This window comes from Luteimonas sp. Soil_C_16, assembly GCF_057657295.1.
In genome coordinates this window covers 222,859-249,755 of the sequence record NZ_JBDGIS010000006.1, presented here as the reverse complement: position 1 = coordinate 249,755, position 26,897 = coordinate 222,859, and the positions used below count along the sequence as shown (strand labels likewise).

The 26,897-nt window shown below is 69.6% G+C and carries 18 protein-coding genes; 9 read left to right on the top strand and 9 right to left on the bottom strand.

Annotated features, from left to right (window positions below; translation table 11 throughout):
• The first annotated feature begins 104 nt into the window (after nt 1–104).
• The gene (locus AC3A5T_RS13155; protein WP_487628949.1) at nt 105–3,440 is read left to right on the top strand and encodes a PAS-domain containing protein; all 3,336 of its coding nucleotides are present in this window, start codon (nt 105–107) and stop codon (nt 3,438–3,440) included.
• A gap of 208 nt (nt 3,441–3,648) precedes the next feature.
• Complete coding sequence (locus AC3A5T_RS13150) at nt 3,649–4,137, top strand: NUDIX hydrolase (RefSeq protein ID WP_332077655.1); 489 nt, start codon at nt 3,649–3,651, stop codon at nt 4,135–4,137.
• Nucleotides 4,138–4,161: 24 nt separating this feature from the next.
• Here the strand turns inward: AC3A5T_RS13150 and AC3A5T_RS13145 are convergent, their stop codons facing one another.
• Nucleotides 4,162–4,680 (bottom strand): GNAT family N-acetyltransferase, encoded by a 519-nt coding sequence (locus AC3A5T_RS13145; RefSeq protein WP_487628948.1) that lies wholly within the window; start codon nt 4,678–4,680, stop codon nt 4,162–4,164.
• Between the two features lie 118 nt (nt 4,681–4,798).
• On the opposite strand from AC3A5T_RS13145, the gene mprF reads away from it, so the two are divergent.
• Entirely contained in the window at nt 4,799–7,378 is a 2,580-nt protein-coding gene (gene mprF / locus AC3A5T_RS13140; RefSeq protein ID WP_487628947.1) for a bifunctional lysylphosphatidylglycerol flippase/synthetase MprF, read from the top strand.
• Nucleotides 7,375–8,718, top strand: coding sequence for a virulence factor family protein (locus AC3A5T_RS13135; RefSeq protein ID WP_487628946.1), 1,344 nt, complete (start codon nt 7,375–7,377; stop codon nt 8,716–8,718). Before mprF ends, AC3A5T_RS13135 begins: the two co-directional genes overlap by 4 nt.
• Nucleotides 8,719–8,738: 20 nt before the next feature.
• On the opposite strand, the gene mfd is transcribed toward AC3A5T_RS13135, so the two are convergent.
• The 3 genes from mfd to AC3A5T_RS13120 all read right to left on the bottom strand — a co-directional run bounded on the left by mfd (nt 8,739) and on the right by AC3A5T_RS13120 (nt 13,970).
• Nucleotides 8,739–12,260, bottom strand: coding sequence for a transcription-repair coupling factor (gene mfd, locus AC3A5T_RS13130; protein ID WP_487628945.1), 3,522 nt, complete (start codon nt 12,258–12,260; stop codon nt 8,739–8,741).
• A 155-nt stretch (nt 12,261–12,415) separates the two neighbouring features.
• On the bottom strand, nt 12,416–12,991 hold the full coding sequence (locus AC3A5T_RS13125; RefSeq protein ID WP_232138179.1) for a GNAT family N-acetyltransferase: 576 nt from the start codon (nt 12,989–12,991) through the stop codon (nt 12,416–12,418).
• 121 nt (nt 12,992–13,112) lie between these two features.
• Complete coding sequence (locus AC3A5T_RS13120; RefSeq protein WP_487628944.1) at nt 13,113–13,970, bottom strand: 23S rRNA (adenine(2030)-N(6))-methyltransferase RlmJ; 858 nt, start codon at nt 13,968–13,970, stop codon at nt 13,113–13,115.
• A 118-nt stretch (nt 13,971–14,088) separates the two neighbouring features.
• Here AC3A5T_RS13120 and creB point away from each other — a divergent pair, with 118 nt between their 5' ends.
• The 5 genes from creB to AC3A5T_RS13095 all read left to right on the top strand — a co-directional run bounded on the left by creB (nt 14,089) and on the right by AC3A5T_RS13095 (nt 19,257).
• On the top strand, nt 14,089–14,766 hold the full coding sequence (creB, locus tag AC3A5T_RS13115) for a two-component system response regulator CreB (RefSeq protein ID WP_487628943.1): 678 nt from the start codon (nt 14,089–14,091) through the stop codon (nt 14,764–14,766).
• Between the two features lies 1 nt (nt 14,767).
• Entirely contained in the window at nt 14,768–16,195 is a 1,428-nt protein-coding gene (creC, locus tag AC3A5T_RS13110; protein WP_487628942.1) for a two-component system sensor histidine kinase CreC, read from the top strand.
• An 84-nt stretch (nt 16,196–16,279) separates the two neighbouring features.
• Nucleotides 16,280–17,659, top strand: coding sequence for a cell envelope integrity protein CreD (gene creD / locus AC3A5T_RS13105; protein ID WP_487628941.1), 1,380 nt, complete (start codon nt 16,280–16,282; stop codon nt 17,657–17,659).
• A gap of 99 nt (nt 17,660–17,758) precedes the next feature.
• On the top strand, nt 17,759–18,367 hold the full coding sequence (locus AC3A5T_RS13100; protein WP_487628940.1) for a GNAT family N-acetyltransferase: 609 nt from the start codon (nt 17,759–17,761) through the stop codon (nt 18,365–18,367).
• Complete coding sequence (locus AC3A5T_RS13095; protein WP_487628939.1) at nt 18,364–19,257, top strand: carbon-nitrogen hydrolase family protein; 894 nt, start codon at nt 18,364–18,366, stop codon at nt 19,255–19,257. Before AC3A5T_RS13100 ends, AC3A5T_RS13095 begins: the two co-directional genes overlap by 4 nt.
• A gap of 620 nt (nt 19,258–19,877) precedes the next feature.
• Here AC3A5T_RS13095 and AC3A5T_RS13090 read toward each other — a convergent pair.
• From AC3A5T_RS13090 to phoR, 5 genes are all read right to left on the bottom strand, one after another.
• Nucleotides 19,878–20,414 (bottom strand): phosphatase PAP2 family protein, encoded by a 537-nt coding sequence (locus AC3A5T_RS13090; protein ID WP_487628938.1) that lies wholly within the window; start codon nt 20,412–20,414, stop codon nt 19,878–19,880.
• Nucleotides 20,395–21,585: a glycosyltransferase family 4 protein gene (locus AC3A5T_RS13085; protein WP_487628937.1), complete on the bottom strand. Its 1,191-nt coding sequence runs from the start codon at nt 21,583–21,585 to the stop codon at nt 20,395–20,397. Before AC3A5T_RS13085 ends, AC3A5T_RS13090 begins: the two co-directional genes overlap by 20 nt.
• Before the next feature lie 141 nt (nt 21,586–21,726).
• Nucleotides 21,727–23,271: an exopolyphosphatase gene (ppx, locus tag AC3A5T_RS13080; RefSeq protein ID WP_332077641.1), complete on the bottom strand. Its 1,545-nt coding sequence runs from the start codon at nt 23,269–23,271 to the stop codon at nt 21,727–21,729.
• An 80-nt stretch (nt 23,272–23,351) separates the two neighbouring features.
• A complete protein-coding gene (ppk1, locus tag AC3A5T_RS13075; protein WP_487628936.1) occupies nt 23,352–25,487 on the bottom strand; it encodes a polyphosphate kinase 1 in 2,136 nt (711 codons plus the stop codon).
• Nucleotides 25,484–26,812 (bottom strand): phosphate regulon sensor histidine kinase PhoR, encoded by a 1,329-nt coding sequence (gene phoR / locus AC3A5T_RS13070; RefSeq protein WP_487628935.1) that lies wholly within the window; start codon nt 26,810–26,812, stop codon nt 25,484–25,486. The genes ppk1 and phoR overlap by 4 nt, the downstream gene beginning before the upstream one ends.
• Nucleotides 26,813–26,897: the final 85 nt, after the last annotated feature.

Genomic DNA, 26,897 nt, shown 5'->3' with positions numbered 1-26,897 from the left:
TTCGTGCGTCCGGATCAAGGCTTGCGCTGCGCTATGCTCGCCGGCGAATCGAGGGGACGCCACGCCGTGATTGCGGCATCGACAACGCGCATCAGGAACACGGCATGTTGAGTGTCGGCGTCGTCGTCGCCGCGGTCGGCCTGTGGCTGGCCGCGATGTTCGCCGCCGCGGTCTACGGCGAGCGGCATCCCGATGCGCTCGGTGCGCGCTGGCGACACATCTATGTGCTGTCGCTCGCGGTGCATTGCACCTCGTGGACCTTCTACGGCACGGTCACGCAGGCCGCGCGTTACGGCTGGCCGCTGCCCCCGACCTTCCTCGGCGCGATCCTGTTCCATCTGCTGGCGTGGCCGGTGTTGCTGCGGCTGGTGCGGCTCGCGCGCGACAGCAACGCGACGTCGCTGGCGGATCTGATCGCCTCGCGGCTCGGGCGCGATGCTTGGCTCGCCGCGACGGTCACGCTGGTCGTCGCGCTGGGTCTGGTGCCCTACATCGCACTGCAGCTGAAAGCAGTCGCGATGAGCTACGCGACGCTGCTCGGCCATCCGCAGGCGCAGGCCGGCGCGGTGGCGCCGTGGCAGGACAGCGCGCTGTACGTGGCGCTGGCGATGGCGCTGTTCACGATGCTGTTCGGCACGCGCCGCGCGAGCGCCGCGGGACACAACCGCGGCCTCGTGCTGGCGATGGCCTTCGAATCGGTGTTCAAGCTCGCGGCGATGCTCGCGCTGGGCCTGTTCGTGTGGTTTGGCCTGCGCGGGCTGCCCGCGCTCGCTTCGTCCGCGGTCGTGTCGCCAGTGGTCGGTGGCGCCAGCGGTTTCGTGCCGCTGGTGCTGCTGGGCGCGGCGGCGATGTTCATCATGCCGCATCAGTTCCATGTCGGCGTCGTGGAGTGCCGCGACGAATCGCACGTGCGCGCGGCGCGCTGGCGTTTCCCGCTGTACCTGCTGCTGATCGCGCTGCCGATGCTGCCGCTCGCGCGCGCGGGCAGTGCACTGCTCGGCGATTCGGTGTCCTCGGACATGTACGCGCTCGCGCTGCCGCTGGCGATGGGGCAGGAGGGACTCGCACTGGTGGTGTTCCTCGGCGGCCTGAGCGCGGCGACCGGCATGGTCATCGTCAGCACGCTGACGCTGAGCCTGATGATCGGCAACCACTGGTTCGCGCCGGGCCTGCTGCGCGGTGCGTGGTCGCGCGGCGATGGCGACGATCATCGCGGTGCGCTGCTGATGCTGCGGCGTGGGGTGATCGTCGCGATCATGCTGCTGGGCTGGATCTACAGCCGCATGGTCAGCGGCAACGACGCGCTGGCCGATGTCGGCGCGGTCTCCTTCTCGGCGCTGGCGACGCTGGTGCCGGCGCTCGGTTTCGCGGTGCTGCGCCCGCAGACGCCGCCGTTCGCCGCCCTGGTCGGCGTGCTCGCGGCGTTCGCGGCCTGGGCCTGGGTGATGCTGGTGCCGATGCTCGCCGGCGACGCGTCGACATGGCTGCAGGCCTGGCCGGCGACGCTCGCGTGGTTGTCGCCCGATGGCCTGTTCGGGCTGACCGGCTGGAGCCGGCTCGGTCGTGCCGTCGGTGCGAGCCTGTTCGTCGGGGTGACGCTGACCCTGCTGCTGTCGCTGCGCCATTCGCCCGACGACGCCGCCGCGCGCCGGCGCCGTCCCGGTGCGAGCCGGCAGACCCTGGCGAGCGCCGGTCGGCGGTTCCTGTCGAGCGCGCGCGTCGACGAACTGCTGCAGGACGCGCCGGCGCAGGGTCCTGTGCCGAGACGCGTGCAGGCGCGGATGGAGCGCGAACTCTCGGCCGTGCTCGGCGCGGCATCCGCGCGTCTGCTCCTCGACGCCGCGCGGCGCGATGCGGGCCCGGACTTCGATACCGTCGCGGCGATCGTCGGCGAGGCCTCGCAGGATCTGCGCTTCAACCAGCGCGTACTCGAAGCGGCGCTGGAGAACATGACCCAGGGCATCAGCGTGGTCGACGACAAGCTGCGGCTCGTTGCATGGAACGCGCGCTATGCCGAACTGTTCGGCTATCCGGCATCGCTGCTGCGCGTGGGTGTCGAAGTCGCGGCGCTGGTGCGGCACAACGTCGGCAGTGGCCTGATCGGCGCGGTCGATGTCGAGGCCGAGGTCGACAAGCGCCTGCGGCACATGCGCGCCGGCACGCCCTATGTCGCCGAGCGCCGGCTGGCGGGCGGGCAGGTCATCGAGATCCGCGGCAATACGATGCCCGGCGGCGGCTTCGTCGCGACCTTCACCGATGTCACCGCATTCCGCCATACGGAACGCGCCTTGCGGTTGTCGAACGAGACGCTGGAGCAGCGCGTCGCCGAGCGCACCGACAGTCTCGACCAGGCCCGTCGCGAAGCCGAGCGCGCGAACCTCGCCAAGACCCGCTTCCTGACCGCCGTCGGTCACGATCTGATGCAGCCGCTGCACGCCGCGCAGCTGTTCACCGACGCGCTGTCGCAGCAGTTGCCAGGCGATGTGGAGCCGCGCCTGCGGCAGATCCGCGGCGCACTGGATTCCACCAGCGATCTGCTGACCGGCCTCTTCGACATGTCGCGGCTGGAGGCAGGCGGCCTGGTGCCGCAGCCGCGTGCGTTTCCGCTGGCCGAGGTGCTGGAGCCGCTGGCCTCCGAATTCGCCGCGCTCGCGGCCGAGCGCGGTCTGACGTTCCGTTACGTGCGCAGCCGCGTCTGGGTCGACAGCGATCCGCAGCTGCTGCGGCGCGTGCTGCAGAACTTTCTCGGCAACGCGGTGCGCTACACGCAGTGCGGCGGCGTGCTGATCGGCGCGCGGCGCGTCGGCGGACAGGTGCGCATCGAAGTGCACGACACCGGCTCCGGCATTCCGGACGCGCAGCAGGCGGTGATCTTCGAGGAGTTCCGCCGTGGCGAAGGCGCCGCCGGGCAGGGGCTTGGTCTGGGCCTGGCGATCGCGGACCGCATCGCGCATCTGCTGCAGGCGCCGATTGCGCTGCGCAGCCGGGCGGGGCATGGGACGGTGTTCTCGATCGCGGTGCCCGGTGCGCAGCCCGATCGTGCCGCGCCGCCGCCCACCCGCGCGGGGCTCGCAGGCGCGCGCGTGCTGGTCGTCGACAACGAATCCGCGGCGCTGGATGCACTGGCCGCGTTGCTGCGCGGCTGGGGCTGCAGCGTGGACGCGGTCGCCGATGGCGATGCGGCCGCGCACGCGCTCACGCGGATGCCGGCCGACCTGTGGGTGTTCGACTATCACCTCGATGACGGCGACACCGGCATCGCACTGCACACGCGACTCGCCGCGCGCTTCGGCGAGCGCCCGACACTGATCGTCAGCGCCGACGATACCGGCGCGGTCCGCAGCGACGCGCTCGCCACGGGCCTGTCGCTGCTGCCCAAGCCGGTACGGCCGCTGGCGCTGAAGTCGGTGCTCGATCGCATGCGCGCGATGCGCGGCTGACGCATCTCCCGCCCAGTCGTATCGCACATGGATGCCGTCATCCCGGCGCACGCCGGGATCCATTTTCGCTGTGTCTTCCGGGAACGGAAACGCAAGATGGGTCCCGGCGTGCGCTGGGACGACGAGCTTGAGGATCCGTGACGGCTACCGGGATCCGATCGCCGCCTCGTTACAATGGCGGGCTTCCGACGTCCTCGACCGCCTCCCGATGCCCTACACCCCGATCGTCGCCACCCTCGGCTACGTGCTCTCGCCCGACCGCCGCCAGGTGCTGATGATCCATCGCAACGCGCGGCCCGGCGACCATCACCTGGGCAAGTACAACGGTCTCGGCGGCAAGGTCGAGCCGGACGAGGATGTCGTCGCCGGCATGCGTCGCGAGATCATGGAAGAGGCTGGCATCACCTGCGAGGCGATGACGCTGCGCGGGACGATCAGCTGGCCAGGCTTCGGCAAGCATGGCGAGGACTGGCTAGGCTTTCTGTTCGTCATCGAGGCGTTCGCGGGCACGCCGATGACCTCGAACCCGGAAGGCACGCTGGAATGGGTCGACGTCGACCGCATCCTCGAGTTGCCGCTGTGGGAAGGCGACCGCCAGTTCCTGCCGCTGGTGTTCGATACCGACCCGCGCGCGTTCCACGGCGTGATGCCGTACCGCGACGGGCGCATGCAGTCGTGGTCGTTCTCGCGGCTCTGAGGGATATCCGGTCACGCGCGGCCGTCAGGTCGGGCCGAAGGCCCCGTCGTACCGCACGATCGCCTCGGGCACCGCGCCGCTGAACGACAGGCACTGGAAATACGCGGGCGGCACGCCCGGCAGCGCGAGCCGCGGATCGGCGACGAAGCCGAAGCGACCGTAGTAGGCGGGATCACCGAGCACCACGCAGCCGGCGGCGCCATCGGCGCGCAGACGCGCCAGTGCGGCGTCCATCAACGCGACGCCGATGCCCTGGCGCTGCTGGGCCGGCTCGACTGCGATCGGCCCGAGCCCGTGCCAGCCGCTCGTGCCGTCGGACAGGGCCACCGGCGACGTCAGCACGCAACCGACGACCATTCCGGCGCGCGAGGCCAGCAGCGAGACGGACGCCATGCCGCGCGCATCCAGCGCCGCGGCAATCGCGGCCTCGGTCCCATCGGCGTGCGGCGCATCGAGAAACGCGCGGGTGATCAGGGCATCGCGGGCTGCGGTATCGGCCGCGCCGCAGTCGCGGATCGTCAGGTCGCTGGCGCGCGTATGCATCGCAGCAGTCTAGTGGGCCGCGGAGCGGGCTGACAGCGACATCGTCCAGGCGCCGCCGGTGTATGCTCCGCCGCCATCGCGCCCCGCAATCGTGTGAGGGCGCTGGCGAGGGGGTCGCATGGCGTTGTCGTCCCGGCGTTCGCTGCAGGCACTGACGGCCCGCGTGCTCGCGCATGCCGACGCCCTGCGCCGCATCGCGATCGTCGTCGGCGTGCTGGCGATCGGCACCCTGCTGGTATTCGCCTTGCGCGGCTTCTGGCACGAACTGCGCTACGACGACATCGTCGCCGCGATCGAGGCCACGCCCGGGACGCGGATCGCCTTCGCGGTGCTCGCGACCGCCGTCAGCTTCGCCGCGCTGGTCGGGTACGACGCCAGCTCGCTGCGTTACGTCGGCGCCCGCGTGCCGCCGCGCACGATCGCCAAGACCGCGTTCGTCGCCTACGCGCTGAGCAACACCATCGGACTGGGCGTGTTCACCGGCGGCGCGGTGCGGATGCGGCTCTACGGTGCGGCCGGCGTGGAGCCTGCCGACGTCTCGCGCGCGATCGTCTTCAACGCGCTGGTGTTCGGGCTCGGCGCCTGCGCGGTCGGCGGCGCCGGTCTGTGGTGGGACGCTGCCGCGCTCGCGCCGCTGCTGCGTCTGCCGGCCTGGGTGGTCGCGGTCTGCGGCGCTGCAGCGATGGGATCCGTACTGCTGGTGCTGGGGCTGTGTCACGTGCGTGATCGCATCGGCCGCGTGCGGCTGCCGTCGCCCCGACTCGCGTGGACGCAACTGGCGCTGTCGGTGCTCGACATCACCGCGGCGGCTGCGGTGCTGTGGCTGCTGTTGCCCGAAGGCGCGGTCGGCTTTGCGACCTTCCTGGGGTTCTATGCGGCAGCCGTCGTCATCGGCGTCATCAGCCACGTGCCCGGCGGACTGGGCGTGTTCGAGGCGGTGATGCTGGTCGCGCTCGGCAGCAGCGTGCCCGCGGGCGAACTGGCCGGAGCGCTGGTGCTGTACCGGATCGTCTACTACGTGTTGCCGCTGCTGATCGCGCTGGGCGTGCTGATCGTCCACGAGACCGGCCAGCTGGCGACGCCGGCGCGGCGCTTCCTGTCCGGCCTGGCGCCGCGTGTACTTGCTGCCGCCACGCTGGTCGCGGCGGTGATGCTGCTGGTCTCCGGCGCGACGCCGGCGACCGGCCGCGCGTTGCAGACCCTGCAGGTGCTGCCGCTGCCGCTGGTCGAAGCGGCGCATTTTCTCAGTTCGATCATCGGCGTGCTGCTGCTGTTCGTCGCGCGCGCGTTGTTGCGGCGGCTCGATGCGGCGTGGTGGGCGGCCGTCCTGCTGGTCGCCCTCGCGCTGCTGTTCGCGCTGCCCAAGGGGTTGGCGTTGACCGAAGCGGTCGTGCTGTCGGCATTGCTGGTCGCGCTGCTCGCGTCGCGGCGTTCGTTCAAGCGACGTGCATCGCTGCTGGCGGTGCCGTTCACCGGTGGCTGGCTGCTGGCGATGGCGGTGATCTGCATCGCGGTGACGGGTCTGCTGTTCTTCGCCTATCGCGACGTCGCCTACGGCCACCAGCTGTGGTGGCAGTTCGCGGTGTCGGGCGAGGCGCCGCGGTCGCTGCGCGCGATGGTCGCGGTCGCGGTGGTCGCGCTGGTGCTGGCGCTGCGCCAGCTGGTGCGGCCGGGCATGCCGGCGCCGCCGCTGCCCCATGCCGCGCAGCTCGCGCAGGCGCAGGCGATCCTGCGCATGCAGTCGCAGGCCGACGCGGGTCTGGTGCTGACCGGCGACAAGCATCTGCTGTTCTCGGAGTCCGGCGATGCGTTCCTGATGTACGGCCGGCAGGGCCGCTCGTGGATCGCGTTGTTCGATCCGGTCGGCCCGCGCGGATCCTGGCCGGAACTGGTCTGGCGCTTTCTCGAGCTGGCCCGCGATGCCGGCGCGCGCGGCTGCTTCTACCAGGTCGGGCAGGACGCGCTGCCGCTGTATCTCGATGCGGGTCTGCGACTGTTCAAGCTCGGCGAGTACGCGAGTGTGCCGCTGGCCGGCTTCTCGCTGCAGGGCAAACGCCGCGGCAATCTGCGCACCGCGGTGAACCGCGCCGAGCGCGAAGGACTGACCTTCGCGATCATCGACGCCGCCGACGTGCCGGCTGCGGTGCCGGCTTTGCGCATGGTGTCCGATGCCTGGCTCGGCGAGCATCGTGCGGCCGAGAAACGCTTTTCGATCGGCGCGTTCGATCCCGATTACATCGCGCGCAATCCGGTCGCGGTGGTGCGCAATGGCGAGCGGATCGTCGCGTTCGCGAGCCTGCTGGTCGCCGGCGATCCTTCAAGTGGAGAAGCCGAGGCCAGCATCGATCTGATGCGGCATCTGCCCGATGCGCCGCCCGGCACGATGGACTTCCTGTTCGCGCGCCTGCTGCAGCATCTCTCCGACGCGGGCTACGTGCAGTTCGGCCTCGGCATGGCGCCCTTGTCGGGCATGGCCGCGCACGCCCTCGCACCGAACTGGCATCGCATGGGCCGGCTGCTGTTCGCGCGCGGCGAGCAGTTCTACAACTTCCGCGGCTTGCGCGCGTTCAAGGACAAGTTCGATCCGCAATGGGATGCGCGCTACCTCGCCACGCCCGGTGGCGTGGCGCCGTTGCTGGTGCTGGCCGACGCCGCGGCGCTGATCGCCGGTGGCTATCGTGGAGTGCTGTCAAAATGAGACTGCTGTGGATCTGCGTGCTCGCACTGCTGTGCACGTGTCCCGTGGCCGCGCAGGAACGCGTGAGCCACGGTTTCTTTCACGATGTCGCGCTGACGCGTCCGGCGCAGCCGGCCACGCACACCGTGCTGCTGCTCGGCAGCGGCGACGATGCCGCCACGGCAGCCGCGCTCGCACGCGAGGGTGCGCTGGTCGCGACGATCGACGTGGCGCGCCTGCAGGCCGCATTCGCCAGGGACGGTGGTCCTTGCGCGTTTCCCGACGGCGATCTCGAGAATCTCTCGCACTGGCTGCAGGGATATGCACGGCTGCCCGACTACCGGCCGCCGGTGCTGATCGGGCAGGGCGACGGTGCTGCGATCGTCTACGCGATGGCGGGACAGGCCGATCGCGGTGTGTTCGCCGGCGCGATCACGCGTGGCGCGCTGCCGCTGCTCGCGCTCGGCAAGCCGCCGTGCAAGGGGGCGGGCACGTTGTTCAAGGCGTCGACGCCGGTGTCGAAGACAGTAGCGCTGCAGGCGGTGTCGACGTTGGCGACGCCGTGGCTGGCGCTGGGCGATGCGCGCCAGTCGACGGAATTGCAGGCCTTCGCCGGCACCATCGAGGGCGCCGCGGTGCGTGCGCATGGCGATGCGCTGCCGCCGCTGGTGGCTGCCGTAGGCGCGTTCGCCACCGCATCGGCGCGCAGGCAGCCGTCGCCCCCGCCAGCCGACGTGCGTGATCTACCGCTGGTCGAGGTGCCCGCAACCGGCACCGCGCAACCGGTGTTCGCCGTACTGCTCAGCGGCGACGGGGGATGGGCGGGCCTCGATGCCGAAGTCGCCGCCGCGCTCGCCGCGCGCGGCATTCCGGTCGTGGGATTCGATTCGCTGCGCTATTTCTGGTCCGCGCGCACGCCCGACGGGCTCGCCCGCGATCTGGACCGCGTGGTCCGCGCGTATGCCGCGCGCTGGCAGCGCCCGCAGGTGCTGCTGATCGGCTACTCGCAGGGCGCGGACGTGCTGCCGTTCGCGGTCAACCGCCTGCCGGCGTCCACGCGCGCGACAGTTGCACACACGGTGCTGATGGGACTGGGCAAGCGCGCGTCGTTCGAGTTCCACGTCGGCAACTGGCTGTCGGCCGGCGACGACGATGCGCTGGAGATCGCACCGGAAGTGCTGCGTCTGTCGGCCGGGCGCACGCTGTGCATCGAAGGCGAGGGCGATACGGACGCGACCTGCGCAGCATTGCCGCCGGGCCACGTCACCGTGCGCACGCTGCCCGGCGGTCACCACTTCGGCGGCGACTACGCGCGGCTCGCCGAACTGATCCTGTCCAGCACGGCCGAACCACCGCGCTGAGCATCAGCGCTGGCGGTGCATCACTTGGCCGCCTGCGACGGCGCCAGCGCGATCAGCAGTCCACGTGCGGCCTGGATGCGCGTCTCGGCGTCCGGCAGGTCCAGGGTGATCCGCAGCTTGTCGGGCCCATCCATCTTGTAGTGCTTGGGCTGTCCCTGGATCAGGCGGATCACCGCCATCGGATCGACCTTCGGCTTCTCGACGAACTGCACGCGGCCGCCCGTGTCGCCGAGATCGAGCTTGCGCAGGCCGAGCGCGGTCGCCTGCAGCTTGAGGTCGGCGATTTGGAACAGATGCTTGGCAGGATCGGGCAGCAGGCCGAACCGGTCGATCATCTCGACCTGCAGCTCGCGCAGCTTGTCGATGTCGCGCGCACTGCTGATGCGCTTGTAGAGCATCAGGCGCGTGTGCACGTCGGGCAGGTAATCGTCGGGAATCAGCGCGGGCACGTGCAGCTCGATGTCGGCGCCGCGCGCGTCCACGTCGTCGACGTCCGGCAGCTTGCCCTGCTTGATGCTGCGCACCGCGCGTTCCAGCAGCTCGGTGTAGAGGCTGAACCCGACCTCGGCCATCTGCCCGCTCTGGCCTTCGCCCAGCAGTTCGCCAGCGCCGCGGATTTCCAGATCGTGGGTCGAGAGGGTGAAGCCCGCGCCGAGTTCGTCCATCGAGGCGATCGCTTCCAGGCGCTTCTTCGCATCGCTGCTGATCGAACGCTGGTCGGGAATCACCAGATACGCATAAGCGCGGTGGTGCGAGCGACCGACGCGGCCACGCAGCTGGTGAAGCTGGGCAAGGCCGAACTTGTCGGCGCGGTTGATGATGATGGTGTTGGCGTTGGGGATGTCGATGCCCGACTCGATGATCGTCGAGCACAGCAGCACGTTGAAGCGCTGCTTATTGAAATCCAGCATCACCTTTTCGAGCTCGCGTTCGGGCATCTGGCCGTGGGCGATGCCGATGCGCGCCTCGGGCACGAGTTCTTCCAGCTCGCGCTGCATGCGGCCGATGCTCTCGACATCGTTGTGCAGGAAATACACTTGGCCGCCGCGGCTGAGCTCGCGCTGGAAGGCTTCGCGCAGCTGCGCGTCGTCCCAGGGCACGACGAAGGTCTGCACCGCGAGGCGGTGCGCCGGCGGCGTCGCGATGATCGACAGGTCGCGAAGGCCGGCCATCGCCATGTTGAGCGTGCGCGGGATCGGCGTGGCGGTGAGCGTGAGCAGATGCACGTTGGCGCGCAGTGCTTTCAGTGCTTCCTTCTGGCGTACGCCGAAACGCTGTTCCTCGTCGACGATGACCAGACCCAGATCCTTGAACTTCACGTCCGGCTGCAGCAACCGGTGCGTGCCGACGATGACGTCGAGCGTGCCGTCGGTGATCTTGCCGATCTCGGCCTTGATCTCCTTGGTGCTCTTGAAGCGCGACAGCACCTCGACACGGATCGGCCAGTCGGCGAAGCGGTCGGCCATCGTGCGGTAATGCTGCTCGGCGAGGAGCGTGGTCGGTACCAGCACCGCGACCTGCTTGCCGGCCGCGGCTGCGACGAAGGCTGCGCGCACGGCGACTTCGGTCTTGCCGAACCCCACGTCGCCGCAGACCACGCGGTCCATCGGCTGGCTGGAGGCCAGATCGCGGATCATCGCTTCGATCGCCGCGTGCTGGTCCGGCGTTTCCTCGAACGGGAACGCGGCCGCGAACGGCTCGTACATCGTGCGGTCGACTTCCAGCGCGAGACCGGCACGGGCCTGGCGCTTGGCCTGGATTTCCAGCAGTTCGGCGGCGACGTCGCGCACCTTGTCGGCAGCCTTCTTACGCGCCTTGGTCCAGGCTTCGCCGCCGAGCGAATGCAGCGGCGCGGTTTCCGGCGAGGCGCCCGAGTAGCGGTTGACCAGATGCAACTGCGACACCGGCACGTAGAGGCGATCGCCCTTGGCGTATTCGATGTCGAGGTATTCGCCCGGCTGACCGCCGGCTTCGAGCACGACGAGCCCGCGATAGCGGCCGACGCCGTGATCCTCGTGGACGATCGGCGAGCCTTCGCTGAGTTCGCCGAGGTCGCGGATGATGCTGTCGGGATCGCGCGCGGCCCGCTTGCGGCGACGCGGCTGCGCGGCACGTTCGGGAAACAGCTGGCGCTCGGTGAGCACCGTCAGTTGCGGTGCATCGAGGGCGAAGCCGTTGTCGAGCGGCGCGATCGCGACGGCGAACCTGGTGTCCGTCTCCGCGATGAAGCCCGGGAAGTCCTGCAGCACCGAAGGCCGCAACTTCCCCGCGTGCAGGATCTCCAGCAGTGCTTCGCGGCGACCGGCCGAATCGGCGGCGATCAGCACCCGACCCGGATAGCTGCCGAGGAAGGTCACCAGCGCATCGGCCGGCGTGTGGTCGCGTGCGGCCAGCGGCAGGTCGGGCGCGGGCTGGTCGCCGAGCGCGGACGCCTGCGCGTGGCGCGGATGTTCGGCGTCGCAGACTTCGACGCGCGCGCCCTGGTTGAGCCGCTCGCGCAGCGCGTCCGGAGTGAGCCACAGCTCGGGCGGCGGCAGCAGCGGCCGTTCGATGTCGTGACGGAGCTGGTCGTAGCGGTGCAGGACCTGCTGCGTCCAGAAATGGTCGCTGGCCGGCGACGCACCCGTGTCGATGACCGGCAGCGTGTTCGCCGGCAGGTAATCGAACAGCGTTGCCGTCGACAGCGGGGCCTCGCCCTTGTCGGCCAGTGCGCGGCGCGGCGCTTCGAAGAACAGCGGCAGGTAGTACTCGATGCCCGCCGGCGCGGCGCCGGCCTTGAGGTCCTGGTACAGACCGCTGCGGCGCGTGTCAATGTCGAAACGCTCGCGCAGCGTGTCCATCGCGCGCGCCGTCGCGGCCTCGTCCAGTGGCACTTCGCGACCGGGCAGCATGCGCAGCGCGGCGATCTTGTCGAGCGAACGCTGGGATTCGGGATCGAACGCGCGGATGGTTTCGATCGCGTCGTCGAACAGCTCGATGCGATACGGCTGGTCGGCGCCCATCGGGTACACGTCGAGCAGACCGCCGCGCACGGCGAAGTCGCCCGGATCATGGACCTGCGGCACGTGCGCATAGCCGGCGCTTTCGAGCCGGCGCTTCTCGGCGTCGAGATCGAGCGTCTGGCCGATCTCCAGATCGAAGCTGGCGCCGGACACGTGCCGCACCGGCGCCAGCCGCTGCATCAGCGTCTGCACTGGCACCACGACGATGCCGCGCTTCAGCGAGGGCAGGCGGTGCAGGGCGGCGAGGCGCTGCGAGACGATGTCCGGATGCGGGCTGAACCGGTCGTAGGGCAGGGTTTCCCAGTCCGGGAACGGCACCACCGGCAGCTCGTGATCGTCGCCGCCCAGCGTGCGCAGATCGTGCTCGAGCTGCTGCGCACCGTGGTTGTCGCGGGCGACCAGCAGCAGCGGACCGTCATGCGTCCGCGCCGCCTGCAGCACTGCCCACGCCAGCGCGCTGCGGCTGGCGGGCGCACGCCACCAGGCGCGTGCATGACCGGCGGTTGGCAGGGGAGGCGAAGCGATGACGGCGTGCGGCATGGGAGATCCGGATGGCGGAAACACAAAACAACGGCAGCGCCGAAAGCCACGTGGCCGGCGCGAATCAGGGGGTGAAGTCTAGACGAGCGCGTCGCAGGACCTGCGACGGCGGAGACGAAACCGCGCCGGAGACCGGCGCGGTGGGGTGCAAGCGGTCAGCCCAGGCGCACGTTCGGCGTGGTGTCGACGACCTGGCGCTTGAGTTCGAGCGACACCCGGACCATGCCCGGCGCCTCGACGGCCTGCTGCTGGAAGCTGAGCGACTTGGCCAGGGCGAGCATCGGCTCGTTCTCCTCCAGCACGTCGCCGAAGATGCGCTCCAGACGCTTGCCCTTGGCCCAGCGCACGAGGCGCCGGAGCATGTGCCGGCCCAGTCCCATGCCGGCCACGTAGTGACTGACCAGGATGTGGAACTCGGCCTGGCGCGTGCCGGGCAGCACGGCCGCACGGGCCACCGCACCCACCAGCGCGTCGCCGGGCGTGTAGGGCTCGGCGGCGACCAGCACGAACTCCGACTTCGGATTCGGCTGGGTCAGACGGTTCGCGGTTTCGGGCGACAGCTCCGCCTTCGCGTACAGGAAGCGCTGCCGGACCTCATCGGGCTCGAGCAGCGCGAACGACGCCCGGAGCGGCTCGGCATCGGCCGGACGGATCGGGCGGATCAGCACCTGGCGACCATTGGCGAGGCGGATCTCCTCGTGCCACGGGGGAAGTCGGTTGCGTGCGGTCATCGAAAGTCATGTGTGAACGGATTTGCCTGACCTTACCCGGACCGTCTATTCACGAACCGTGAAGGGGTCGCGCCGGTTGCGCGAAGTTTCCCCATTCATCCGGCAGGTCGACGTGCAGCGTTCAGGCCGGCTCGCGCAGCCAGTGCAGGCGGGTGTCGGCGCCGGCCTCGCCGATCGCGCCCTTCAGGGCGTCGAGCGCGGGGGCGAGCGCGGTCGCCAGCTGCCACGGCGGATCGAGGATCAGCAGGCCGCTGCCGTTCATGCGCAATGGCGAGTCGTCGGCGCGGACCAGCAGTTCGACCAGCAGCGAGGATTTGGTCTGCAGCTTGGCGGCCGAGCGCAGAAAGGGCGTCAGCGTGCGGCGCTGCTTGATCGGATACCACAGCATCTGGATGCCCTGCGGCCAGCGCGTCAGCCCCTCGCGCATCGCCTTGAGGGCGATCTCGAACTCGGCCGCCTGCGCCTCGTAGGGTGGGTCGACCAGCACCAGGCCGCGGTTGAACCGCTGGTCGCCGATCTTCGGCGGCAGCAGCGATTTGAATGCCGCGTAGCCGTCGCCCGAATGGATCGCGACGCGCGGGTCGGCGCCCAGGGCCCGGCGCAGCGCACCCGCGGCCGCCGGTTCGGTCTCGAAGCAGGCGATGCGGTCCTGCTCGCGCAATGCGTGCGCCAGCAACCACGGAGAACCGGGATAGGCATCGGCGCCGTGCTCGGCCCGGCAGGCGTTGACGGCCGCCAGATAGCGCGCGACCAGCGGCTGCTTCGGCGCGGTCGCCAGCAGCAGGCTGATGCCGTCGTCGGCCTCGCCGGTGCGCCGGGCACGCTCCTCGCGCAGGCGATAGACGCCACCGCCCGCGTGGGTGTCGAGCGCGAAGCAGGGCGCGGGCTTCGCCGTCAGCGCATCGCAGATCGCGAGGACCACGAGGTGCTTGAGGACGTCGGCGTGGTTGCCGGCATGGAAGGCATGTTGGTAATTCATCGCGACAGCGTACCCGGGACCGCAAGCGGACTGACGGTTCGTTGCGAACGCGCCGGCTGCGCGTGGGCAGATCGGCGGCGCAGGTTAGGATTCGGCGACTTCCGACGTCGTGGATTCCATGAGCGCCATCCTGCTGGTCGAGGACGAAATCGCGATCGCCGAGACCGTGGTCTATGCGCTGCAGGCCGACGGCCACACGGTGCGCCACTGTCTCGACGGGCAACAGGCGCGGGCGGCCGTCGTCGACACCGCATTCGATCTGTCGATCCTCGATGTCGGCCTGCCGGACATCAGCGGCTTCGCGCTGTGCGGTGAACTGCGCCGACACGCGCCGCTGCCGGTGATCTTCCTGACCGCGCAGGCGGCGGAATCGGACCGCGTCCTCGGTTTCGATCTCGGCGCCGACGACTACATCGCCAAACCCTTTTCGCTGCGCGAGCTGGTGGCGCGTGTGCGGGTGGTCCTGCGTCGCGCGCCCGACACGGTGAGCGGCGAGGCGACGCGCAGTGGTGCGTTCGCGCACGACGCGGAAGGCCGGCGCATCCGCTATCACGGCCATGCGCTCGACCTCACGCGCTACGAGTACGGCCTGCTGGCCGCGCTGCTGGCCCGGCCGGGCGCGGTGCTGTCGCGCATGCAGTTGATGGAGCGGGTCTGGGGCGACGCGCTCGACAGCGGGGACCGCACCGTCGACACCCACGTGAAGACCGTGCGCGGCAAATTGCGCGCGGTCGCGCCCGGGTCCGATCCGCTGCGCACGCATCGCGGCATCGGCTATTCGCTGGATCTGGACTGACGTGCGCATCGGGCTGCGGATCCTGCTGGGCTACTTCCTGATCGTCGCGCTCGCGGCGTTCCTGCTGATGCGCGTCTTCACCCAGGAGATCAAGCCGGGTGTGCGCCAGGCGATGGAAGACACGCTGGCCGACACCGCCAACGTGCTCGCCGAACTGGCGACCGACGATTTCCTCGCCGGGCGCATCGACGACGGTCGGTTCGCCACCCGCGTGCGCGCGCTGCGCGAACGCGACATCGGCGGCAACATCTGGGGCTTCCGCAAGACGCAGGCGGAGTACCGCGTCTACGTCACGAACGCCGACGGCATCGTGGTGTTCGACTCCGCCGGTCGCGACCTGGGCCGCGACTACTCGCGCTGGAACGACGTGCTGCTTACGCTCCGTGGCCAATACGGCGCGCGCTCCACGCGGACCGATCCGGCCGACGACAGCACGTCGGTGATGCACGTCGCCGCGCCCATCCGCGACGGCAACCGCGTCGTCGGCGTGCTCACGGTCGCCAAGCCCAACAGCGCGATCGCCCCCTTCATCGCCCGCAGCGAACGCACGATCCTGCGCTGGGGGTTTCTGCTGCTTGGCACAGCGCTGGCGGTCGGTCTGCTCGCGGCGTGGTGGCTGTCGCGCCAGCTCGGCGGTCTGCGCCGGTATGCCGACAAGGTGACCGCCGGCGAGCGCGCGACGCTGCCCGATTCGGCCGGCGAATTCGCCGATCTCGGCCGCGCGCTGGAAACCATGCGCGAGCGCCTGGAGGGCAAGCAGTACGTCGAGCGCTACGTGCATGCGCTGACCCACGAACTCAAAGCGCCGCTGGCGGCCGTGCGCGGCGCGTCCGAGCTGCTCGAATCGCCCTTGCCCGATGCCGACCGCGCGCGCTTCGCCACCAGCGTGCGCGAACAGAGCGAGCGCATGGCGCAGATGATCGACAAACTGCTGGCGCTGGCCGCGGTCGAACATCGCCAGCGGATCGAGCAGCCGGCCGACATCGACGTGCGCACTCTGATCGACGCGGCCGTCGCGCCGTTCGCCGATCGCGGCGTGCAGCTGCGGGTGGACACCGGAGACGCGTCGGGCCTGCACATCCGCGGCGACGCCTTCCTGTTGCGGCAACTGCTGTCGAACCTCGTCGACAACGCCTGCGACTTCTCGCCTGCCGACGGCGTGGTCGACGTCACGGCACGCCACGACGGCGCGCAGCTGCGGATCGTCGTCGCCGATCGCGGCCCCGGCGTGCCGGACTACGCCCTGCCGCGTGTGTTCGAGCGCTTCTTCTCGTTGCCACGTCCCGGCGGACGCAGCCGCAGTAGCGGACTGGGACTGGCGTTCGCCGCCGAGGTCGCGACGTTGCATGGCGGCGCCGTACGGCTGGCGCAACGCGACGGCGGCGGCACGTGCGCGATCGTCGAGCTGCCGCTGTCGGCCACCGGCTGAGACTTCTTGTCCGCTTCACACAGCCGCCCGCGTGCCCACACGTGGGCGGCGCAGTCTGCGCGCATCCCAATACGGAGCGTCGCGATGCGACTGATGCTGAAGATCCTGATCATCGCCGGGCTGAGCCTGGCGATCCTGATACCGCTGGTGCTGATCCGCGTGGTGATCCAGGACCGCGAACAGCACCGCGCCGCCGCGGTCGCGCGCATCGCCTCGAGCGAGGCGGGCGCCCAGACGCTGAGCGCGCCGGTGCTCGTCGTGCCCTACACCGAGCGCGTCGAAGTGGAACAGACCGATGACCGGGGCCGGCCGACCGGCCGCGTCTGGCGTGACCGCAGCGGCGCCTGGACGTTCTTCCCGAAGACCATGGAGATGACCGGCACCATGTCGCCGTACCTGCGCCAGCTCGGCCTGCACGACGTGCGCATGTATGCACTCGGCGGCCAGCTGTCGGCGGATTTCGATGTGCGGATCCCCGAAGACGCCGAGGGATTGCCGCCGCGGAAGATCGGCACGCCCTGGATCGGCTACACCGTGGCCGACGTGCGCGGTTTGCGTGGCACGCCGCGTCTGCGGGTCGACGGCGCCGGCGTCGTGCTGCATCAGGGCGCGGGCAGCGATGGCGGCAGCGGTGTACACGGTCTGCTGACGCGGCCCGCACTCGCCGGCGCGCCGCTGCGGCTGCGCACGGTGCTGGACTTCGAACTGACCGGCGCCGAGACGCTGGCAGTGGTGCCGCTGGCGGACGAAAACCGGGTGGCGCTCGATTCGCCATGGCCGCATCCGCAGTTCAACGGCCGCTTCCTGCCGCGCACCCGTGAGGTTTCCAGCAGCGGCTTCCACGCCGAGTGGGCGGTCTCCTCGCTGGCCAGCGATGCGCAGCTGCAGTACCGCAACGGCACGCGGGCCGAATCCGGCACCGCATCGCTGCTGCGCGGCCATGGCGATGCCGGCGTCGACGTGCTCGGCATTTCACTGGTCGACCCGGTGGACGCTTATACCCGGGCCGACCGCGCCAGCAAATACGGCATCGTGTTCGTGCTGCTGACCTTCACCGCGTTCTTCATGTTCGAAATGCTGCGGGGACTGCGCATCCATCCGATCCAGTACGGCCTTGTCGGCCTGGCGCTGGCGATCTTCTTCCTGCTGCTGCTCGGCCTGTCGGAACACATCGCCTTCGACTGGGCCTACCTCGCCGCGAGTGGCGCCTGCATCGGCCTGATCGGCGTGTACCTGAGCGCGGTGCTGCGCAGCCGCGTGCGCGGTGTGGGGTTCGCGGCCGGTCTGGGCCTGCTCTACGCCGCGCTGTACGGCCTGCTGGTTTCGGAGGACAACGCGCTGGTGCTGGGTGCGGGCCTGCTGTTCGCGATCCTCGCGGCGATCATGCTGGTGACGCGCCGGGTCGACTGGTACCAGGTCGCCGCCACGCCGACGGTGGCACCGCCGCCTCTGCCGCCGCGCTGATCCCGCTGTCGTGCGCACGTGGCCACAGGGATGCCTGCGGCCACGCTGCGTTCCGTGTTGCATACGAAACGCCCACTGCGCGCATGCCAGACTTCGGGCATGACGTCTTCCGTTCCCACCGTGCGCGCGCTGTCGGGCGCTGCGATGCAGCCCTGGCTCGATGCAGTCGCCCGGCTGCGCATGACCGTCTTCCACGACTGGCCGTATCTCTACGCGGGCGATGCCGACTACGAACGCGACTATCTGGCCGCATACGCGCGCTCGCCGCGCAGCGTGTTCGTGCTGGCCTTCGACGGCGACACGATCGTCGGCGCGTCGACCGGTCTGCCTCTGGCCGATGACACCGCCGAGTTCCAGGCGCCGTTCGTCGATCAGGATGTCGCCGTCGACCGCGTGTTCTATTTCGGCGAGTCGGTGCTGCTGCCGCAGTGGCGCGGGCACGGCATCGGGCATCGATTCTTCGCTCTGCGCGAGGCCCACGCGCGCGCGCTCGGTGGCTTCGACATGACCGCCTTCGCCGCCGTCGATCGCGCCGAGGACGATCCGCGTCGGCCCGCCGATCACCACGACAACGAGGTGTTCTGGCACAAGCGCGGCTACGTGCGGCAGCCGGGCATGACCATGCTGCTGCGCTGGGACGAGCGTGATGTCGGCGACGTGGCGCACCCGATGACGTTCTGGACCCGGCCGCTGGAGGCCAGCGCATGAGGGTGGCCGCCGCGCGCTACGCCATCGGCATGCCGCCAGATTTCGACGCCTTCGCGGCGCACCAGCGCCGGCTGCTCGGCGACGCCGCCGCGCAGGGCGCACAGGTCGCCGTGCTGCCCGAATACCTCGCACTGGAACTGGCCGCGACCTTCGACGATAGCGTGCGCAGCGACACGCTTGCCTCGCTGGCGGCAGTGCAGCGCTACCGCGACCACTGGCTCACGCTGTTCGCCGGTCTGGCGCGGGACACCGGCATGCACATCGTCGCCGGCTCCTTCCTCGTCGACATCGGCGGCGGCCGCTACCGCAACCGCAGTGACATCTTATCGCCCGACGGCGGACACGGCTGGCAGGACAAGCTGCAGCTGACCGGCTTCGAGAAGAAGACCGGTGTGATCGAACCCGGCGACGCGCTGAAGGTCTTCGATCTGGGCGGCGTGCGTGTCGGCATTGCCATCTGCTACGACATCGAGTTCCCGCTGCCGGCCCGCACGCAGTGGGACGCCGGTGCACGCCTGCTGCTGGTCCCCAGTTGCACCGACACCGCCGCCGGCGCGACCCGCGTGCGTGTCGGCTGCCTCGCGAGAGCGCTCGAGAACCGCTGCTTTGTCGCCCAGTCGGTGACGGCGGGCGACGCGCCTTGGACGCCGATCCTCGACGTCAACACCGGCAGCGCCGGTCTGTTCGCGCCGATGGATGCGGGATTTCCGGCAGGCGGGGTCTTGGTCGAGACCGGCAACGCGGATGTCTGGGCGATCGCCGATCTCGATGTGGAGGCGCTTGAGGCCGCGCGTTTGGACGCGCAGGTCGACAATGATCGGGACTGGGTGGGGCAGGCGCGGCCGGCGCTGGCGCGGGCGGTGCTGTCGTCGTTTGATTCGATCGCTTAGCGCTCGCTCCAGCGTCAATCGCGCGAGAAATCTGCTTCTGATCTCCGATCCGCCGTTGCGGTAGTCACTCACCCGGAGGGCGCCGCACAGGACGTGCGGCGTTTTCCGACCGAGGCAGGATGCCGAGTCGGAAAATCCCTGTGCACGACAAGCCGCGGGCTGTGGACGTGTCGGGGAGACGTTTTTCTTTGGTTCCGTTTCTTTTGGCGTCTACCAAAAGAAATGAACTCGGCCGCGTCAGCGGACGAAAGCGTTTGATCTGCGCGTTTACTTGTTCGTCTGTCGAGAGAAGCAAAGTCAGACGCTTCCACTCGCCTTGCGGCGAGCGGGTTCATTTCTTTTGCTGGCCCCACGCACGTAGTGCGAACGGCGCAGCCGGCCCCGGAGGGGCGAGCATCGAAGATGCGAGTCAAAGAAACGGAACCAAAGAAAAGGGCCAGCCCCGATCACAGCGTCATGGCGGGTTGTTCGTTCCGGGATTTTTCGACTCGTCATCCTGGCTCGGTCGAAAAACGCCGCACATCCATGTGCGGCGCCCTACGGGTCTGCGGGCAGAACGGCGCCGATCCGGAGAGCGAAAAGCGAAAAGCGGATCGATGCTTCGTCAATATCAAGTCGGATCAGATGACACCACCCGCCCAGAGCGAAGTGGCGCCGAGCGCACTGCCGATCGCCGTCGCCGCCAGTACATCACTCGGATAGTGCAGGCCGAGCACCACCCGCGACACCGCCACACTTGCTGCGAATGGCACCAGCACGCCGGCGAGCATCGGATACCACGCCACCGCGACGATCGAAAACGATACCGCGTGCAGCGTGTGTCCGGACGGAAAACTGAATTCGTCGAGCGGGGCGACCCAGGCGCGGATGCGGCCGTCGGCGGCGAAGGGGCGGGGGCGTTTCGTCCAGCGCTTGAGGGATTTGTAGAGCAGCAGCGCGACCGCGCCGGTGGCGGCCATGTGCGTTGCGGCGACCAGGCCGTCGAAGCCGTCGATCAGCACCAGCGCGGCCATCAGCAGATACCAGAACACGCCGTCGCCGAGGCGGCTGACGGTGGAGAAGTAGCGGCGGATCCCCAGCCGCGTGCAGGCCCGGTTGGCGCGCAGGCACCAGCCCGTGTCGTGGTGGAGCAGTCGGCTACGCGGCGGCGCGTGCATCGGCATCCTCGGCATCGGTCGGAGCGGGAAGCGGTGTGCGCGTATCGGGCGCGCCGCCGCGCAGGCCGGACAGCAGCGCGTCGAGATCGTCGGCGACGTGCGCAGGCGTCAGTCGTCGCATGGCGTCGCGACCGGCGAGTCCCATCGCGCGGCGCGCCGACGGGTTCTGCGCAAGCGCGACCGCAGCGGTGACGAACGCGTCTTCATCGTCACCTGCGATCCGCGCGCCCTGGACGCCGTCGCACAGGTGTTCGGTCGCCGCGCCGTGGTCGAAGGCGACCTGCGGCACGCCGCAGGCCATCGATTCGAGCACCACGTTGCCGAAGGTCTCGCTGCGGCTGGGGAACAGGAACAGGTCGGCACTGGCGAAGTGCCGGCCGAGATCGTCGCCGCGCTGCGCGCCGCTGAAGATGAAATCGGGATTCGCGGACTGCAGTGCGCTGCGCTCCGGGCCGTCGCCGACGAACACCATGCGTGCATCGGGGCGCTCGGCCTGCAGGGCGCGGAACGCGCGCACCGCGAGGCCGAGATTCTTCTCGGCGGCGATGCGGCCGACGTGGATCGCGACGAGGCCGTCTTCGTCGACGCCCCATTGCGCGCGCAGGTCCGCGTCGCGCCGCGCCGGATCGAACTGCGCGCAATCGACCGCGCGCGACAGCACGACCGGATGGCCGATGCCGGCCTCGCGCAGTTCGACGGCCAGTGCCTGCGTGGCGACGAGCGTGGCATCGGCGCGGGCATGGAAGCGGCGCATCCACGACAGCGCCGCCGGCTGCAGCCACGGCACGCCATACGCGCCCATGTAGAGGTCGAAGCGGGTGTGCAATGCGGTGACGACCGGAATGTCCAGCGCCTGCGCAGCATTGAGCGCCGACCAGCCCAGCGGGCCTTCGGTGGCGACGTAGATCGCGTCGGGCCGCGCGGCGCGCCAGCGGGTACGCAGGCGTTGTCCGGCGGGCAGCGCGAGGCGCAGCCCAGGATAGCGCGGCACCCGCAGACCACGGATGCGCAGCGACTGTGCATCGGCCCCCGGCGGTTCGCCGGCGCGGGCCGGGCGGATCACCTCGACCGCGTGTCCGCGTGCGCGCAGACCGCGGACGTAGGATTGCAGCGTCAGGGCCACGCCGTTGATGTCGGGCGGGTACGTGTCGGTGACGATCGCGTAGCGCATCGTTCGGTCCGGTCGCTGGTTGTGCGCAGCTTGCGGACGGACGATGCCGCTTCGATGACCGGGGTTTGACGCTTCGGTGACAGCGTGGCCGGAGGCGCCGGATCGCGCGCGAGCGCGCTCCCACAGGTCGGCAGCGCGATATCAGTCCGCCGTGAGCGCCAGCGTGATTCCCAGTGCCGCCATGTCGTCGGGTTCGCCTTCGAGATCGGTGCGCAGCAGCGGCCGCGCATCGAGCCACTGGCGCGGCAGGCTCAGGCGCAGCAGCGGGCCGTCGGCGGTCGCCTGCAGGCGCGGAATCTCGTCGGCCTCGTGGCTGCGATGCAGCAGCACCGCGATGCGGAGCAGGGCGGCGGTGCGACGCGCCTGTTGCAGCAGACGATCGGGCAGCGCCTCGAACGTGGACTTCCCGACCTTGCGCCGCTGGCAGCGCACCAGCGTCGCGAGGAACTGCTGTTCCTGGCGCGAGAAGCCGGCGATGTCGGAATGTTCGAGCACGTAGGCGCCGTGCACGTGGTACTGGCTGTGCGCGATCACCAGGCCCAGCTCGTGCACGCGCGCGGCCCAGGCCAGCATGCGCAGATCGTCGCCGTCGAGGCTCCAGCTGCGCGCGACCTGGTCGAACAGCCGCAGCGCCGTCGTTTCCACGCGCGTGGCCTGCGCCTGGTCGATGCCGTAGCGCTGCTCCAGTGCGGCGATCGAGCTCTCGCGCGGATCGTCGCTGCCGCCGCGGCCGAGCATGTCGCGCAGCACGCCTTCGCGCATCGCGGCCTTGCTGACCTGCATGCGCTCGATGCCGAGCACCTGGAACGCCGCTTCGAGCACCAGCACGCCGCCGGCGATGATCGGCCGGCGATCATCGGACAGCCCGGGCAGGTTGATCGCATCGATGTGGCCCGCCTGCAGCAACGTGTCGCGCACGATCGGCAGCGCCTGCGCGGTCACCGCGCCCTTGGTCAGCTTCATCGCCGCGCAGATCTCGCCGATGGCCTTGTTGGTGCCCGAGGCGCCGACCACTTCCTGCCAGCCGAGCGCGCGGTAGGTGCTGGCGAACTGCTGGAATTCCGCGGCCACTTCCGCCAGCGCTTCGCGCCAGCGCTTCTTCGACAGCTTGCCGCCGGGGAAGAACCGCCGCGTGCTGGCGACGCAGCCGATCTGCAGGCTTTCGCGCTCCAGCGCGTCGAAGCCGCTGCCGATGATGCATTCGGTCGAACCGCCGCCGATGTCGATGACGAGGCGCCGTTGTCCGGGTTTGGGCGGCTGCGCGTGCGACACGCCGAGATAGATCAGGCGTGCTTCCTCGCGGCCCGAGATCACTTCGATCGCATGGCCCAGCGCCGTCTCCGCCGGTACCAGGAAGGCTTGCGGCGCCGCCAGCCGGCGCACGGTGTTGGTGGCCAGCGCACGTACGCGCTGCGGCGGGATGTCGCGGATGCGCTGGCCGAAACGCGACAGGCATTGCAGCGCACGCTGGCGCACGTCGGCATTGAGTCCGCCGCGTGAATCGAGGCCCTCGGCCATGCGCACGGTTTCGCGCAGGCGGTCGACGACGCGCAGCTGGCCCAGCGTGTAGCGGGCCACCACCATATGGAAACTGTTGGAGCCCAGGTCGATCGCGGCGAGCATCTCGCCGTCCTCGAGCGGTACCGTCAGTGCCTCGGCGAGCGCGAGCGTGTCATGACCGGTCATGGCATTCCTGGATGCCGCGGCGCAGGTCGCACCGACGGCGTTGGGGGAGCGGGCATGTTAATGCATGCCGCGCCACCCGCTCAGCCGCACAGATGTGCGAGCAGCCAGCCTTGCGCCGAATGCGGCATCGTGTCGCCGTCCGGCACGACCTTGACGTAGGTGCCGTCCTCGCGCAGTTCCCAGGCGTTGAGATTGTCGGCCAGGTAGTTGTCGAGCGACTCGCTGCGCACGCGCACCGCGATGTCCGGATCGAGAATCGGAAAGCCCGTCTCCACGCGTCGCAGCAGATTGCGTTCCAGCCAATCGGCGCTGGCGCAGAACAGGTCGGGTTCGCCGTCATTGGCGAACCAGTACACGCGGTGATGCTCGAGGAAGCGACCGACGATCGAGCGCACGCGGATGTTGTCCGACACGCCCGGCACGCCGGGGCGCAGCGCGCAGGCGCCGCGGATGATCAGGTCGATCTGCACGCCGGCCTGCGAGGCGACGTACAGCGCACGCATGACCTGCGGCTCGTTGAGAGCGTTCATCTTGGCGACGATGCGCCCCGGACGCCCGGCCTTCGCGTGCGCGGTTTCGCGTTCGATGCGCGCGATCACCCCGGCATGCAGTGTGAAAGGCGACTGCAGCAGACGCTTGAGCCCGATCGCCGGCGCCAGGCCCGACATCTGCTGGAACAGCAGGTGCACGTCGTTGCCGATGTCGGGATCGGTCGTCAGCAGACCGAAGTCGGTGTACACGCGCGCGGTGCCGGCGTGGTAGTTGCCGGTGCCCAGATGCACGTAGCGGCGCAGCTTGCGGCCTTCGCGGCGCACGACGAGCAGCATCTTGGCGTGGGTCTTATAGCCGACCACGCCGTAGACCACCTGCACGCCGGCCTCCTGCAGCCGGTCGGCGAGGCCGAGGTTGGCTTCCTCGTCGAAGCGCGCGCGCAGCTCGACGACGACGGTCACGTCCTTGCCGTTGCGCGCGGCCTGGATCAGATGCTCGACGATCCCCGAGTCTTTGCCGGTGCGGTAGAGCGTCTGCTTGATCGCCAGTACGTTCGGGTCTTCGGCCGCCTGCTTGATCAGCTCCAGCACCGGCGCGAAGGAATCGAAGGGGTGGTGCAGGAGGATGTCGCCGTCGGCGATGAGCTCGAACATCGCGTCGGTGCCCTTGGGCAGCCGCTGCTGGAACGTCGGAAACTTGAGGTCGGGGCGCTGCACCAGATCGAAGATCTGGCTGATGCGGTTGAGGTTCACCGGGCCGTCGATGCGGTAGACCGCGTTCTCGGGCAGATCGAAATTCTGCAGCAGCGTGCGCACGATCGGCTTGGGACACTTGGCCGAGATCTCCAGCCGCATCGCGCGCAGATAGCCGCGGCCGGCGAGTTCGTCGCGCAGCGCGAGGGCGAGATTCTCGACTTCCTCGTCGTCGACGATCAGTTCCGAATTGCGGGTCACGCGGAACTGGTAGGCGCCCTTGACGTCCATGCCGGGGAACAGCTCGTGCACGAACTCCGAGAGCACCGACGACAGGAACACGAAGTCGTATTCGCCGCCGGAGATGCTCTCGGGCAACTGGATGATGCGCGGCAACGAGCGCGGCGCGCGCACGATGGCGAGGTTGCCCACGCGTCCGAACGCGTCCTTGCCCTTGAGCACGACGACGATGTTGAGCGACTTGTTGAGGATCTTCGGAAACGGATGCGCGGGATCGAGGCCCAGCGGCGACAGCACCGGCATCACCTCGTCACGGAAGTAGGCGCGCAGCCAGCGCGTCTGCCGCGCGGTCCACTGCTCGCGGCCCAGCACGCGCACGCCGGCCTCGGACATCGCCGGGCGCAGCACCTGGTTCCAGCACGAGTACTGCGCCTCGACCAGCTGCGCGGTGCGCTCGTGGATGCGCTTGAGCACGGTCGCCGGCGTCAGCCCGTCGGGCGGCAGCGGCACGCCGAAGTCCTGCGCGTGATGCATCGTCGCGGCGCGGATCTCGAAGAACTCGTCGAGGTTGGTGCAGGCGATGCACAGATACTTCAGACGCTCGAGCAGCGGCACCGATTCGTCCTGCGCCTGCGCCAGCACGCGGAAGTTGAAGTCCAGCTGCGACAGCTCGCGGTTGAGGTACAGCGCCGGATCGCGCAGCGGATCGACCGGCTCGCTCGACGCGTCGACGGGCTCGGCCCCACGGGCGGATTTCGCGGCTTTCTGCACGCGAGGACGGGCGGCACTCATGCGGTGGCTCCGAAGTACTGGGTGTCGCGAGCGCGGACGCGCTCGGCGGTGAAATGGCAGGCGAAACGACTGCCGGCGCCAACCTCGCTCTCGATCTCGAGCCGCGCCTGGTGCAGATGCAACACGTGCTTGACGATGGCGAGGCCGAGGCCGGTGCCGCCGGATTCGCGCGAACGGCTGGTCGACACACGATAGAAGCGTTCGGTGATGCGCGGCAGATGCGCGGCCGGAATGCCGTAGCCGGTGTCCTCGACCGACAGCGCGACGCCGCCGTTCGCTAGCGGTGCGTAGCGGATCGTGATGCGGCCACCGGCCGGCGTGTAACGCACCGCATTGCTGACGAGGTTGGAGAACGCGCTGTGCAGTTCGCGGGTCGAGCCGACGAGATCGGTCGGCGAGGTGTCCTCGACCGCGATCGTGTGCCGGCCCTGGCTCAGCACTTCGAGTTCGCGCCGCAAGGTGGCCAGCATCGAGGCCATCGACACGCTCTCGTCGCCGACGCCTTCCTGCGCTTCGAGACGCGACAGCGTGAGCAGATCCTCGACCAGCTGGGTCATGCGCTGCGACTGGTTCTGCATCTCGGCCAGCATCGGTGCCCATTCCGGCTGCTCGGCCGGATCGAGCATGTCGAGATAGCCGTGCACCACGGTCAGCGGCGTGCGCAGTTCATGCGAGACGTTGGCCACGAAGTCCCGGCGCATCTGTTCGAGCTTCATGATCCGGGTGACGTCGCGGGCGAGCAGCAGCCACAGATCGTCGGAGTAGGGGATCAGGCGCAGTTCGAGGCGCGTGCCCGAGGAGTGCGGCGACGGCACATCGAGCATCGGCTCCGCGCGTCGCCCCTGCGCCAGCCAGTGCGCGACCGGCAGCGGCTGCAGCGTGTCGCCGACCGGCTTGCCGACGTCGCGCGGCATCTGCAGGCCCAGCAGACTGGTCGCCGCACGGTTGAACCACTGGATGCGCTGGCTGTTGCGATCGACCACCACCACTGCATCCGGCAACGCCGCCGCCACCGCGCGGTACGCGCGCAGCATCCCAATCAACCGCCGCTTGCGCGCGCGCATGTCCTGTTGTCCCCGGTGCAGCATGCGATCCGTCTCCTGCCACACGCCATCTCCCTCCGGCGGTGGCACACGGCTGCGCGAGGTCAGCCGCGTCAGCAGGTCGTAGAGTTTCCAGTAGTGCCAGGCCAGCACCCCGAGTGCCGCGACCGCCAGCGCCATCCAGATATGGCCAGCCAGCGCGCCCAGTACTGCCGCCACGCCGAGCACGGCCACGAGCTGCAGCAGCGTGCGGGTCCAGGCAGCATGGATGCGGGGTGGCATGTCGTTGAGTCTAGGCAATGTCAGGTGACAGGTTGGCGTAAGAAATCAGGATGTCGAGGGTGTTGCTGGTTTGCTGTTGCTGCGG